Here is a 13,942-nt window from a genome sequence, read left to right as displayed (position 1 = left end):
GTTCATTCAACCGCCGATCCGCCGCGATCGTTCCCCACCCCCGCGATTCGTGTGGCGGTATCGAAGACCTCGTCGAGCATCGCCGGGGTGAGGCGTCCGGTGAAGGTGTTCTGCTGGCTCGGGTGATAGCAGCCGATCAGCGCGATCTCCCCGAGCATCGCGACCGCCAGGTGCCCGAACTTGGGCAGTGGCCTGCTGACCACCCCGCCGCCCGCGCGAACCATGTCGATCGCGACCCGCCAGGCGAACCCGCCCAGCGCGATGATCACCCGCACACCGGGGCCGACGAGCCGCCACTCGGCATCCAGCCAGGGTGCACACGTCGTACGCTCCTCCGGCGTGGGGGCGTTGTCCGGGGGCGCGCAGCGGACGGCGGCCACCACGCGAGTGTCGTTGAGCATCAGGCCGTCTGCCGCATCGACACTCAGTGGTGAGCTCGCCAGGCCGGCGCGGTGCAGCGCGGCGAAGAGGAAGTCGCCGCTGCGGTCGCCGGTGAACACGCGGCCGGTCCGATTGGCGCCGTTGGCAGCCGGCGCGAGGCCCACGACGAGGATCTTCGGTGTGACCGAACCGAAACCGGAAACTGGCCTGCCCCAATAGGGTTCGTCGGCAAAGGACCGGCGCTTCTCGACCGCCACCTTCTCGCGCCACTCGACCAACCGCCGACACGCCCGGCACACGCTGACCTCGGCGTCCAGCGCATCGACCGAGCCGCATCGCTTCGCCAGGGCCCGCACCCACGCGGGCGTCGTCGCCACCGGCGTCTCGGGTAGGGCCGGATCACCGGGCCAGCCGGTCCCCGGGGGCACGGGCGAATCGAACGGCTCGCCCGTTCGCGGATGTGCCAAGGTCACGCCACCACTGTGCACGTGCAGGTAATTACGTCGCCGCCGGGGCAGGCACGCTGCTAGATTCAGCCGCGATAACTCATGATCACCAAGAACCGTGGGCCGCTGTTCCTGATCTTCTTCGCAGCCCTGTCGGCCGGGGCGGGCAACGGCATCTCGCTCGTCGCGTTTCCGTGGCTGGTCTTGCAGCGCAACGGGTCCGCCGTCGAGGCCTCGGTGGTGGCGATGGCGGGCACGCTGCCGCTGCTGGTCGCCACGCTGATCGCGGGTGCCGCGGTCGACTACCTCGGGCGCCGACGGGTGTCGATGATCTCCGACGCGCTCTCGGCGTTGTCGGTGATCGCCGTGCCAGTGATCGCGCTGACCTTCGGCGTCGACGCCATCGACGTCGCCGTCCTGGCCGGCCTGGCCGCACTGGGCGCCTTCTTCGACCCTGCCGGGATGACGGCCAGGGAGACCATGCTCCCCGAGGCGGCCCAACGCGCCGGATGGACGCTGGATCATGCCAACAGCGTGTACGAGGCGGTGTTCAACCTCGCCTACATCGTCGGACCCGGTATCGGCGGCCTGCTGATCACGACCCTCGGGGGTATCGACACCATGTGGGTGACGGCGGGGGCGTTCGGGTTGTCCATCGCCGCCATCGCGGTGTTGCGACTCGAGGGTGCGGGCAACCCGAACCGCGAACACCTGCCTCAGGTGTGGGCGGGCATCGTCGAGGGACTCCGATTCGTCTGGCGGACACCGGTGCTGCGGACGCTGGCCTTCGTCGACCTCGCCGCGACGGGGCTGTACATGCCGATGGAGAGCGTGCTGTTCCCCAAGTACTTCACCGACCGCGACGAGCCCGCGCAACTGGGTTGGGTGCTGATGGCCTTGAGCGTCGGCGGTCTGATCGGTGCGCTTGGCTACGCGGTGCTGTCGCGGTACACGAACCGACGGACCATCATGCTGATCGCGTTGCTGGTTCTCGGTGTGTCGATGACCGTCATCGCGTTCCTGCCACCCCTGCCGGTGATCTTGGTGCTGTGTGCGGTCGTCGGCTTCGTCTACGGGCCGATCGCCCCGATCTACAACTACGTCATGCAGACCCGCGCGCCGGCTCACCTGCGCGGACGCGTGGTCGGGGTGATGGGTTCACTCGCCTATGCCGCCGGCCCGCTGGGACTGGTCATCGCGGGGCCGCTCGCCGACACCGCCGGCCTGCACACGACGTTCCTCGCGCTGTCGCTGCCCATGCTGCTGCTCGGTGTGGTGGCTGTGTTCCTGCCTGCCCTACGCCAGTTGGACAGGGAGCCCGAACCGGCCGGTTGACGGGGAGGTGTCATGACCCGCGCGGGACCGCGAAGAGCCCTCCGGCCCGGCGCACCGCGCGAGGGGTACCGTCGACCGTCAGAACGCCCGACTCGACCAACTCCGTGATGCGCCTCGGATCCATTGCCGCGGCGAGTGACTCGGCTGATCCGGTCAGGGTGACATCGGGCCGGACGTCGTCGTCGACGACGTCGACTGCGTCCGGACTGATCACGACCGTGACACGGCCCTCGGGCGTGACGAGTTGGATGGTCGTTGGCGGACCGCCGCGGTCGGCCCGAACGTAGGCCCGCACCGCGCGGACCAGCCATTCGGGCCGCACGACTTCGCTGGGGCCTCGGGACTCGAGAAGCGGGCGCCCCCACCGCGCGATTGCATCGATGACGTCCTCCAACGCCTGACCATCGTCGGTGAGTTCGTACACGGTCACCGACACCGGCTGCGGCAGTTCGCGTTTGCGGACCAATCCGTGCGCCTCCATGTGACGCAACCTTCCGGCCAGCATGTCGGTCGCAATGGGTGTGAGCCGCGACAGCAAATCGCCGTATCGCCTTGGTCCGTCCAGCAATTCACGGACGATGAGCAGCGTCCACCGATCGCCCATCACGTCGAGACTCTTGGCGATTGCGCAGTACTGGCCGTAGGAACGGGATGGCATGGACTCATCGTACGCTCCAATTTGTTTTTCCAACCTAATACTTGTTTTTTCCAAGTTATGAACCTAACCTGAAGACCACCACGATCCATTTCATCGCAGTAGTTCGAAAGGTTCACCGTGACAAGCAGTCTGGTCGACATCGACGCCACCCCCACGCTCGAGCACCTGCTCGACATCCGCATCGCCTTCGAACCGGTGCAGATCTTCGCCACCCCGATCGGTACCCGGTTGACCTACGTCGTCTCGCACGGTCGCTGCGAGGGCCCACGCGTCGCAGGTGACATCCTGCCCGGCGGTGGCGACTGGATCCTGTTCGGCAGCGACAACGTGGCCCGGTTGGACGTACGCGGGACCCTGCGCACCGACGACGGCGCGCACGTGCACCTCACGAACACCGGTCGCGTGCAGATGACACCTGCGGCCTCGGCACGGTTCGCTGCGGGCGAGCTCATCCGCCACGACGAGATGGTGGCTCGCTCCAGCCCCCTCTTCGACACGGACGACCCGCGCTACCGCTGGCTGAACGCCATCCACACCGTCGCCATCAATCAGGTGTCGCTGACCGAGGTCCACTATCGCGTCTTCGCAGTCCGATGAGCCGACCAGCATCCCTGGCCGAACTCCACGAGCGCTATCTCGCGGCGTGGGCGGTTCGCGATCCCGACGCAATCATCGCCCTGCACGCCCCCGAGACGACGTTCTGGGTGCACCACGGCCAACCGGCGGTCGAGGGCTCGGGGCCGGTGCGGGACGCCTTCGCAACGATGTTCGAGGCGCTACCCGGCTTCGGTTTCGAGGTCCATCGCACGGTGTTCGGTCCACGGCACTGGATCTTGGACTGGACGTTGACGTGCCGCACTCCGGCGGGCGCGCCGGCTGAATGGCACTGCATGGACCTAGTGACCACCACGGCGGACTGGCAGGTCGTCCGCAAGGACACCTTCATCGACGGCGTGCAGTTCGAGCGGGCACTCGCCGGTTGACGCTGCTGGATTGGGGGCAGACTGTTGACAACACTTCGCATTTGTCGTACTGATGAGACATGTCGGTGCTTGTGTCTCATAATCCGTCGGCCCACTTCGAACTGCCCACCGCGGCGACCTGGGCCGACCCGTGGCCGATGTACCGGACGCTGCGGGACCACGATCCGGTGCACCACGTCGTCCCGCCCAACCCCGATCACGACTACTACGTGCTGTCACGTCACGCGGACATCTTCGCGGCGGCCCGGGATCACCAGACGTTCAGTTCGGCGCAGGGGCTGACCGTGAACTACGGCGAGCTCGAGATGATCGGGCTGGCCGACAACCCGCCGATGGTGATGCAGGATCCGCCGGTGCACACCGAGTTCCGCAAGCTCGTCTCGCGAGGGTTCACTCCGCGGCAGGTCGAGGCCGTCGAACCAAAGGTCCGCGAGTACGTGATCGAACGAATCGAACGCCTCAGGTCCACCGGCGGCGGCGATATCGTCACCGACTTGTTCAAACCGCTGCCGTCGATGGTCGTGGCGCATTATCTCGGCGTTCCCGAGGAGGACCGCGACCAGTTCGACGGGTGGACCGACGCGATCGTCGCCGCCAACACCGCCGACGGTGGGATCGGCGGCGCCCTGGGCACACTCGGCGATGCGCTGGGCGCAATGATGTCGTACTTCACCGCGCTAATCGAACGTCGCCGCGTCGAGCCGGGCGACGACACCGTCTCGCATCTGGTCGCCGCGGGCGTGGGCGCCGACGGTGACATCGCCGGTGTGCTCTCCATCCTGGCGTTCACCTTCACGATGGTCACCGGTGGCAACGACACCACCACCGGGATGCTCGGCGGCACGGTACAGCTGTTGCATCGGCGGCCCGATCAACGCGCCCTGTTGGTCGAGAACCCCGATCTGATCGGCGATTCCATCGACGAGTTCCTCCGACTCACCTCTCCGGTGCAGATGCTCGGCCGCACGGTGACCCGCGACGTCACCATCGGTGACACCACGATTCCCGAGGGCCGTCGCGTGATGTTCCTGTACGGCTCCGGCAACCGCGACGAACGCCAATACGGTTACGGTGCAGGCGAACTCGACGTGACGCGCAGACCTCGCAACATCCTCACCTTCAGCCACGGCGCACATCACTGCCTCGGCGCCGCGGCCGCCCGCATGCAGTCACGCGTCGCACTGGAGGAACTCCTGGCCCGGATTCCCGACTTCGAGATCGACGAGGACGGAATCGTCTGGGCCGGCGGCGCTTACGTGCGACGGCCGCTGTCGATCCCGTTCCGGGTCGGCTAGTGGCCGCCGACTGGCTGGCCGACCGCCGCTCGGAGGTAGCCGCCGACCGCATCCTCGACGCCGCGGAGCAGCTGTTCACGAGGCGGGATGCCGCCAGTGTCGGAATGAACGAAATCGCCAGGGCAGCAGGATGTTCCCGGGCGACGGTGTACCGCTACTACGAAAACCGTGACGCCCTGCACACCGCCTATGTGCACCGGGAGACCCAGAGGATGTTCCGCGAACTGGGCCACCGAGACGACGCCGGCAAGGCGCCGGGCGACCGCTTGACCGACGGTGTCCTCGCGGCGTTGCGCGGCGTCCGCGAGAGTCCGGCCCTGTCCTCCTGGTTCGCGGCGGGCCAGCGGCCGCTCGGCGGCGAGATGGCCGAACGCTCGGAGGTGATTCAGGCGCTGACCGAGGCGTTCCTGCGCTCGCTGGGCCTCGACGACGTGGAGTCACGGGCGCGCTGGCTGGTGCGGGTGATGGTCTCGCTGCTGGTCTTTCCCGGTCGCGATGACGCCGAGGAGCGGGCGATGCTCGAGGAGTTCGTGATCCCGGCGGTGGGGCGGGTGCTAGGAGCGCACGCGCGTGACGCGGTGCAACAGCCACGCCAGCGGCACGGTGACCGCCAGCGTGACCACGAACAGCCAGAACATCGATCCGGTGTAGATCGGGAAGCGCAGAATCTCGACCATCACCAATTCCATGGTGACGAGGTGGATCAGGAAGATCTCATAGGAGATCTCGCCGAGGAACACCATCGGCCGGCTCGCCAGCACCCGGCCGTACCAGCCGCCGACACCGTCGGTTCCCCGCAATGCCAGTGGCGCCACCAGCAGCGTGGAGATGACGGCGTAGAACAGCGTCTTGAGCAGTCCCTCGCGGAGTTCGGACGGTGACGTGGTCGGCGCCCCGGCGAGCGGTGTCGAGACGATGAAGTAGCAGGCCAGCGCCAGCGGAACGCACACCATCGCGTAGGCCTTCACACCCAGCGGGAGCAGTGCGGCGAGCAGCATTCCGCCGACGAACCACATCAGGTACGTGGGCAACCAGAGCGGCGCACCGTCGGGCAGGAAGTCGGTGGTGTGCACCAACACCAGCCACACCGGGGAGATCAGGGCGAGTGCGACCAGCCCCGCGACCAACCGCGCGGGTTGCCACCGGCGCCTGCACAGCACCACCAGCAGGAGGTGCGCCAGCAGCGGCAGCGCGACGTAGAAGGCCGCCTCGACGGCGAGACTCCACATCTGCGTCAAGCCCTGGTGCAGGTAGGAGAACAGGTACTCGTCGGTGTAGATCTGCGTCAGCGTCAGGTTGCGGAACAACCCCATCCACGTGTGCCCGGGATTCGGTCCCGCCGTGCGGAAGTGGTACAGCAGGTACGCCGCCAGCACCGTGATGACGTAGGCGGGCATGATGCGCCGCACCCGGTGCCACGCGTAGCGGCGCAGCGACGGTGGTGGGCCGGCCTCGGCGGCCGCGCGCACCCACGGTGTGAACAACAGGAAACCGGACAGCACGAAGAAGATCGGGACGCCGATCTCCATGCGGGAGTACACCAGTCCGACGTAGCCGTGGGTGTACTTGCCGGTCGTGTACGCCGCATGCGTGAGCATCACCAGGAGCGCCGCGACGGCGCGGATTCCCGTCAGGGAGGCGACGCGGCCCGAGCTCACCGACTCGAGACCGCCTACGTCAGGGTCCTCCCGCCGCGTCACTTCGAGGTGTGGTGGCTCGGTCCGCGATCTTGTTGGAGGTTGATCAGCACGCCCGAGATGCGGGTGTGCTCGAGCTTCTTCAGCGTTTCGTTGGACAGCTTGGCGGGCAACTCGACCAGCGAGTGGTCCATCTTGATGGTGATGTGCCCGAAGTCGCTGCGGTGCAAGCCACCTTCGTTGGCGATCGCCCCGACGATCGATCCGGGACCGACCTTGTGCCGCTTGCCCACCGCGATGCGGTAGGTCGCCAAATCGCTGCGGACGTTGTCGCGGCGCTTGCGCGGCGGGCCGTCGGCACCCGAGTCGCGGTCAGGCCGCTCGCGCCGCTTCTCGGGGGGCGGCTCGGTCATCAAGAACTCACCGCCGCCGCGGCTCTGCACCGCCAGCGCGGCGGCGATCTCGGCCGTCGGAACGTCGTGGTCGCGCTCGTAACCCTCGATCAGCTTGCGGAACAACTCGATTCCCGGGGCGTTCAGCGCCTCGGTGATCGACTCGCGGAATTTCTCCACCCGCTTGTCGTTGACGTCGTCGACCGACGGCAGCTGGGACTCGACGAGTTTCTGCCGGGACACGCGCTCGATCGAGTGCAGCAGGTGCTTCTCCCGCGGCGTGACGAACAGCACGGCCGCGCCGGAGCGCCCGGCCCGGCCGGTGCGCCCGATGCGGTGCACGTAGGACTCGGGATCGTGCGGGATGTCGTAGTTGAGCACGTGCGAGATGCGCTCGACGTCCAACCCGCGCGCCGCCACGTCGGTGGCGATCAGGATGTCGATCGTGCCGTCCTTCAGCTGGCTGATGGTGCGCTCGCGCACCGCCTGGGCGATGTCACCGTTGATCGCCGCGGCTGAGAACCCGCGCGCCCGCAGCTTCTCGGCGACCTCCTCGGTGGCCTGCTTGGTCCGGACGAACACGATCATCGCCTCGAACGGTTCCACCTCGAGCAGCCGCGTGAGCGCGTCCATCTTCCGCGGACCGGCGACCTGGATGTAGCGCTGCGAGATGTTCTCCGCCGTGGCGGTCTTCGACTTGACCGTCACCTGGACGGGGTCGTGCAGATACTTGTTGGTGATCTTGCGGATCGCCGGCGGCATGGTTGCCGAGAACAACGCCACCTGCTTGTATTCGGGCGTCTCGGCCAAGATGCGTTCGACGTCCTCGGCGAAGCCCATCTGCAGCATCTCGTCGGCCTCGTCGAGCACCATGTAGTCCAGGTGCGAGACGTCGAGGCTGCCCTTCTCGAGGTGGTCGATCACCCGGCCGGGCGTGCCGACCACGACCTGCGCGCCACGCTTCAGTCCGGCGAGCTGCGGGCCGTACGACGAGCCGCCATAGATGGGCAGCACGTTCACCGGCAGGTGGGCGCCGTACCGGCTGAACGCCTCGGCGACCTGCAGCGCCAACTCGCGCGTCGGAGCCAGTACCAGGGCCTGCGTGGTGCGGCTGGAGGTGTCGATCCGCGACAGGATCGGGATGGCGAACGCCGCCGTCTTACCCGTTCCGGTCTGCGCCAGGCCGACGACGTCGGAGCCCGCCATCATCGGCGGAATCGTGGCGGCCTGGATGGCCGACGGCGACTCATACCCGACGTCGGCCAGGGCCCGCAGCACCGATGGGTGAATCTGCAGGTCAGCGAAGGTTACTTCGGCGCTCGTCGCGTCGGTTTCATCAGAGCTCATCGGTTGGTCAGTCTACGGGTAGTCGTAGCCCCCCTCCCATGTTGTCAGCCGCGGTGCCATCTACAGCCGGTACCGTGGCCCACCGTGAGGGTCCAGTGAGGTGCCGGTGGTGGTTCGCGGTCCCGGCGGTGGCGATGGTGCTGACCGGCTGCGGGGCGAGCGATTCGACGGTGTCGAAGACACCCGAGGCACCCGTGGCGCCGGTGCAGACGCCGCCTCCCGCCCCCGCGCCGACGGTGGCCTCCGGCCCATCCCCGGCCCCGGCGCCCGCCGACCCGTGCGCGATCAACCTCGCCGCGCCCGAGATCGCCAAGGCCGTATCCGAGCTGCCGCGCGATCCGCGCAGCGGCCAGCCGTGGAACTCGGAACCGCTGGCGGGCAACTACAACGAGTGCGCGCCGCTGTCTGCGATCGTCATCAAGGCCAACACCAACGCTGACAACCCGAACACCCGAGCCGTGCTGTTCCACCTCGGCAAGGTCATCCCCACCGGCGTGCCGGACACCTATGGCTTCAACGGTCTCGACGAGTCGGTCACCACCGGTGACACGATCGCCCTGATGTACCTCAACGAGGCCAGCGGACTCAAGAGCGTGGTGCGGTTCCGCTGGAACGGCAACGGCGTCGAGCTGATCGGCAACACGGGCTAGCGGCTCGACGTCGGACCCCTGACCTACAGTCGGAGTCGTGTTCGTCATGGCAGAGGACGTCGTCTACAGCGCGTCCGACCTCGCCGCCGCGGCCCGGTGCGAATACGCGCTGCTGCGGGCGTTCGACGCGAAACTCGGGCGCAGCCCGCAGATCCTCGTCGAGGACGAACTCCTCGCCCGTACGTCCACTCTCGGCGACGAGCACGAGCGCCGACAGCTCGACGACCTACGCGCCGAGTTCGGCGACGTCACGGTCATCGGCCGCCCGCGGTACACCGCCGCGGGCCTGCGCGCCGCGTCCGATCAGACGATGCGGGCCGTCGAGAGCCGGGCCCCGGTCATCTACCAGGCGGCGATGTTCGACGGCCGCTTCGTGGGCTTCGCCGACTTCTTGGTGCTGGATGGTGACCGGTACCTGTTGCGCGACACCAAGCTCGCCCGCTCGGTGAAGGTGGAGGCCCTGCTGCAGCTGGCGGCGTACGCGGACACGCTGGCGCGCAGCGGCATTCCGGTGGCCGACGAGGTCGAGTTGGTCCTCGGCGACGGCACCGCCGCGAGCTACCGGGTCGACGACCTGCTGCCGGTGTACCTGCCGCGTCGCGTTGCGTTGGAGCGGCTGCTCGACGAGCACCTCGCTCGCGACCGGCCGGTCAGCTGGGACGACGAGCACGTCCGCGCCTGCTTCCGCTGTCCGGAGTGCAGTGTCGAGGTCCGGGCCCGCGACGACCTGCTGCTGGTCGCCGGCATGCGGGTGAGCCAACGCGCCCGCCTGCTCGACGCAGGCATCACCACGATGCACGACCTCGCCGACCTCGACGGCGCGGTGCCCGAGCTGTCCGCGCGAACGGTGAAGGCCCTCACCGCGCAGGCCCGGCTGCAGGTCGCCGACCGAATCATCCAGAATGGCAACGTCAAACCGCCCTACGAGGTGGTGGACGCCCAGCCCCTGATGGTGCTGCCCGACGCCGACAGGGGTGACCTGTTCTTCGACTTCGAGGGTGACCCGCTGTGGACGCTCAACGGCCGCGAGTGGGGTCTGGAATACCTGTGGGGCGTGCTGTCGAGCACCGATGAGTTCACTCCCTTCTGGGCGCATGACCGGGCCAGCGAGCGCCAGGCCCTCGTCGACTTCCTGGCCATGGTGCGCAAGCGCCGCAAGAAGCACCCCGGCATGCACGTGTACCACTACGCCGCGTACGAGAAGAGCACGCTGCTGCGCCTGGCCGGGAGATACGGCGTCGGCGAGAACGACGTCGACGAACTGCTGCGCAACGGCGTTCTGGTCGATCTGTATCCGTTGGTGCGCAAGAGCATTCGGGTCGGTACGGAGAGCTATAGCATCAAGTATCTCGAGCCGCTGTACATGGGCAACGAACTGCGCACCGGTGAGGTGACCACCGCGACGGACTCCATCACGCAATACGCCCGTTACTGCGCGCTGCGCGACGAGGGCAAGGAGCACGATGCGGCGATCGTGCTGAAGGAGATCGAGGATTACAACCGGTACGACTGCCGGTCGACGCGGCGGCTCCGCGACTGGCTGGTGGCGCGCGCGATCGAATCCGAGGTCCCCCCGCGCGGACCGCAACGGGTGCGCGACGCGGCGGCGGAGGAAGCCGTGGAGACTGCCGACGGGCTGGAGCGGACGCTGATGAGGTTCGCCGGCGACGGCGTGGAGCCGCGCACGCCCGAGCAGACCGCCGTCGCGATGGTCGCGGCCGCAAGGGGCTATCACAAACGGGAGGACAAACCGTTCTGGTGGGCCCACTTCGACCGGGTCAACAACCCCGTCGACGAATGGGCCGACAACGGCGACGTGTTCATCGCAGACCGCCAGGAGATCGTCGCCGACTGGCACCAGCCGCCACGGGCCCGCAAGCCGCAACGGCACGTCCGCCTCTTCGGAGAGATCGCCACCGGTGGACTGGGCCGGACCATGTACGCCCTGTACGAGCCGCCGGCCCCCGCCGGTTTGGCCGATGACCCCGACCGGCGCGGGTTCGCCAGCGTCGAGGTGATCGACTGCGACAACCCCGAGGCGCCCACGGAGGCGCTGATCGTCGAGAAGCAGCCCAAGGACGGTGACGTGTTCGCCGCCATGCCGTTCGCGCTGACCCCCGGACCGCCGATCAGCACCAAGCCACTTCGGGAATCCCTCGAGGCGACCGCGATGCTGATCGGCGCCGGGCTGCCGAACCTGCCCGCCGACGCGATCATCGACCTCCTGCTGCGCCGACCGCCACGCACCGTCAGCGGCGCCGCACTGCCCCGCACCGACGACGTCGCCGCCGACATCGCCGCCGCCCTGCTCGACCTCGACTCGTCGTATCTCGCGGTGCACGGGCCGCCCGGTACCGGCAAGACCTTCACCTCCGCCCAGGTGATCAGCCGGCTGGTCAACCACCACCACTGGCGCATCGGCGTGGTCGCGCAGTCGCACGCGGTCATCGAGAACCTGCTCGGCTGCGTCATCGAGGCCGGGGTGGCACCGGACCGGGTCGGCAAGAAGAAGAGCCCGAACGCGCCATGGCGAGACATCGCCGAGAAGGACTACGCCGCCTTCATCGCCGATCCCGCGGGTGGCGTGATCGGCGGCACGGCCTGGGACTTCGCCAACGCCGGCCGCGTCCCCCGTGGCGCGCTCGACCTCCTGGTCGTCGAGGAGGCGGGCCAGTACAGCCTCGCCAACACCATCGCGGTAGCGACCGCCGCCGAGAACCTGCTGCTGCTCGGCGACCCGCAGCAGCTCCCGCAGGTCAGCCAAGGCACCCATCCCGAGCCCGTCGACCATTCGGCGCTGGGCTGGCTGGTGGACGGCCACCACACGCTGCCACCCGCTCGCGGCTACTTCCTCGAGCTGTCCTACCGCATGCACCCCGCGGTGTGCGATCCGGTGTCTCGGCTGTCCTACGACGGCCGGCTGCACGCCAAGACGGAGGTCAGCGGTGCGCGCCGACTGGACGGCGTGCCCCCCGGCGTGCGCGTGCTGGAGATCGACCACGACGGCAACTCGACCGACAGCCCGGAGGAAGCCGCGGCGATCGTCGCCGAGATCCAACGCCTGCTCGGCACGCCGTGGACCGACGAGGAGGGCACGGCGCCGCTGGGCCAGGGGCACGTCTTGGTCGTCACGCCGTACAACGCGCAGGTGGTCATTTTGCGGCGGCAGCTCGACGCCGCGAGCCTGACCGACGTCGAGGTCGGCACCGTCGACAAGTTCCAGGGCAGGCAGGCACCGGTGGTGTTCGTGTCGATGACCGCGTCCTCCGCCGACGACGTACCGCGCGGAATCTCGTTCCTGCTCAACCGGAATCGGCTCAACGTCGCGGTGAGCCGGGCCAAGTACGCGGCAATCATCGTCCGGTCGACGCTGTTGACGGACTACCTGCCGGCCACCCCGGACGGCTTGATCGATCTCGGCGCGTTTCTGTCGCTGTCGGCGTGTGATACACCCTCGGAGTGACTGCGACACTGACCGACCGGCTCGCGGCGATCGTCGGCGCCAGGTACGTCAGCACCGACGCCGACGTCCTGGCCGGCCGTTGTGTGGACTACACCGGGCGCTACCGCGGCCGGGCAGAGGCGCTGGTGCGGCCGGGCTCCGACGACGAGGTCGCCGCCGTCCTGCAGGCGTGCCACGCGGCGGGGGCCTACGTCACCGTGCAGGGCGGCCGGACGTCACTGGTCGCAGGCACGGTTCCCGAGCACGACGACGTCCTGCTCTCGACTGAGCGACTGACCGACATCGGCGGGGTCGACACCGTCGAACGCCGTCTCCGCGCCAGTGCGGGCGCCACACTCGCCGCCGTACAGCGTGCCGCCGCCGACGCCGGCCTGGTGTTCGGCGTGGACCTCGCGGCCCGCGACTCGGCGACCGTGGGCGGGATGGCGTCGACGAACGCCGGCGGTCTGCGCACCGTGCGCTACGGCAACATGGGCGAGCAGGTCCTCGGCCTCGACGTGGCGCTCGCCGACGGATCGGTGGTGCGCCGCCACAGCGAAGTGCGCAGCGACAACACGGGTTACGACCTGGCGTCCCTGTTCGTCGGCGCCGAGGGCACCCTCGGCGTGATCACGGGCCTGGATCTGCGGCTGTATCCCGTTGCGGCGCATCGCGTTACTGCGATCGTCGGATTCGACGACCTCGACGCCCTCCTCGAGACCGGGCGGGCGTTCCGCGACGCCGACGGCATCGCCGCGCTGGAGCTGATCGACGCGCGTGCCAGTGCGCTGACCGCCGAACACGCGGGTGTCGGTGCAGCGGTCGACGGCGCGTGGCAACTGCTCATCGAGTTGGCGGGTGACGTCGACCCCACCGAACGACTGGCCGACCTCCTCGACGGCGCGGACCTCGCCGGCGAACCCGCCGTCGGAGTCGACACCGCGACCCAATACCGCCTGTGGCAGGTCCGCGAGGCCGTCGCCGACGTGCTGGGGGTATACGGTCCACCGCTGAAATTCGATGTTTCGCTACCACTTTCGATGATCGCCGGGTTCGCCACCGCCGCCACCGAGCTGGTCGCCGAACACGCGCCAGACGCCATCCCGGTACTGTTCGGCCACGTTGGTGAGGGCAACCTGCACCTCAACCTGGTGCGCTGCGTACTCGACCCGGAGGCCGAACGGGTCCTGTACTCGGCGATGATGTCATTGATCGCCCGCTGTCGCGGCAACGTCAGTTCCGAGCACGGGGTGGGCTCCCGCAAGCGGGACTACCTGACGATGTCGCGCACCGACGCCGACGTCGCCGCAATGCGCGCTCTGAAGGCGGCGTTCGATCCCGCCGGTCGGCTGAACGCCGCGGTGCTCTTCAGCTGA

11 protein-coding genes and 1 pseudogene are annotated in these 13,942 nt (G+C 68.4%); 8 read left to right on the top strand and 4 right to left on the bottom strand.

Going from position 1 to position 13,942, the window contains the following annotated elements; translation table 11 throughout:
- Positions 1–2 precede the first annotated feature (2 nt).
- Entirely contained in the window at positions 3–854 is an 852-nt protein-coding gene (locus QUE68_RS07100; RefSeq protein ID WP_286275351.1) for a uracil-DNA glycosylase, read from the bottom strand.
- Positions 855–929: 75 nt separating this feature from the next.
- Between QUE68_RS07100 and tap the strand changes: the two genes are divergently transcribed.
- Positions 930–2,162 (top strand): multidrug efflux MFS transporter Tap, encoded by a 1,233-nt coding sequence (tap, locus tag QUE68_RS07095; protein WP_286275350.1) that lies wholly within the window; start codon positions 930–932, stop codon positions 2,160–2,162.
- Positions 2,163–2,172: 10 nt separating this feature from the next.
- Here the strand turns inward: tap and QUE68_RS07090 are convergent, their stop codons facing one another.
- Positions 2,173–2,820: a winged helix-turn-helix transcriptional regulator gene (locus QUE68_RS07090; protein ID WP_284225266.1), complete on the bottom strand. Its 648-nt coding sequence runs from the start codon at positions 2,818–2,820 to the stop codon at positions 2,173–2,175.
- A 117-nt stretch (positions 2,821–2,937) separates the two neighbouring features.
- Here QUE68_RS07090 and QUE68_RS07085 point away from each other — a divergent pair, with 117 nt between their 5' ends.
- The 4 genes and pseudogenes from QUE68_RS07085 to QUE68_RS07070 form a co-directional block, all read left to right on the top strand.
- Positions 2,938–3,417: a DUF3237 domain-containing protein gene (locus QUE68_RS07085; protein ID WP_286275349.1), complete on the top strand. Its 480-nt coding sequence runs from the start codon at positions 2,938–2,940 to the stop codon at positions 3,415–3,417.
- Positions 3,414–3,803, top strand: a complete 390-nt coding sequence (locus tag QUE68_RS07080; protein WP_284225263.1) for a nuclear transport factor 2 family protein — start codon at positions 3,414–3,416, stop codon at positions 3,801–3,803. Before QUE68_RS07085 ends, QUE68_RS07080 begins: the two co-directional genes overlap by 4 nt.
- 59 nt (positions 3,804–3,862) lie before the next feature.
- Positions 3,863–5,098, top strand: coding sequence for a cytochrome P450 (locus QUE68_RS07075; RefSeq protein ID WP_286275348.1), 1,236 nt, complete (start codon positions 3,863–3,865; stop codon positions 5,096–5,098).
- Positions 5,098–5,643: pseudogene (locus QUE68_RS07070) on the top strand (TetR/AcrR family transcriptional regulator); the annotation flags it as partial. The gene QUE68_RS07075 and the pseudogene QUE68_RS07070, both read left to right, overlap by 1 nt.
- Before the next feature lie 9 nt (positions 5,644–5,652).
- Here the strand turns inward: QUE68_RS07070 and QUE68_RS07065 are convergent.
- Positions 5,653–6,756, bottom strand: coding sequence for an acyltransferase family protein (locus QUE68_RS07065; protein WP_286275347.1), 1,104 nt, complete (start codon positions 6,754–6,756; stop codon positions 5,653–5,655).
- 38 nt (positions 6,757–6,794) lie between these two features.
- Entirely contained in the window at positions 6,795–8,474 is a 1,680-nt protein-coding gene (locus QUE68_RS07060; protein WP_284225258.1) for a DEAD/DEAH box helicase, read from the bottom strand.
- Between the two features lie 134 nt (positions 8,475–8,608).
- On the opposite strand from QUE68_RS07060, the gene QUE68_RS07055 reads away from it, so the two are divergent.
- Genes QUE68_RS07055 through QUE68_RS07045 form a run of 3 tightly spaced genes read left to right on the top strand, consistent with a single transcriptional unit; the run spans position 8,609 to position 13,942 of the window.
- Positions 8,609–9,124: an LppP/LprE family lipoprotein gene (locus QUE68_RS07055; RefSeq protein WP_284230729.1), complete on the top strand. Its 516-nt coding sequence runs from the start codon at positions 8,609–8,611 to the stop codon at positions 9,122–9,124.
- A 46-nt stretch (positions 9,125–9,170) separates the two neighbouring features.
- Positions 9,171–12,587 carry a TM0106 family RecB-like putative nuclease gene (locus tag QUE68_RS07050; RefSeq protein ID WP_286275759.1) on the top strand — a complete coding sequence of 1,139 codons (3,417 nt, stop codon included), beginning with the start codon at positions 9,171–9,173 and terminating at the stop codon, positions 12,585–12,587.
- Positions 12,584–13,942, top strand: coding sequence for an FAD-binding oxidoreductase (locus tag QUE68_RS07045; protein ID WP_284225257.1), 1,359 nt, complete (start codon positions 12,584–12,586; stop codon positions 13,940–13,942). The genes QUE68_RS07050 and QUE68_RS07045 overlap by 4 nt, the downstream gene beginning before the upstream one ends.

It is taken from the genome of Mycolicibacterium sp. TUM20985, from assembly GCF_030295745.1.
Taxonomy (GTDB): domain Bacteria; phylum Actinomycetota; class Actinomycetes; order Mycobacteriales; family Mycobacteriaceae; genus Mycobacterium.
The sequence above is the reverse complement of the archived record's forward strand: the minus strand, read 5'-3'. Positions and strand labels throughout refer to the sequence as shown.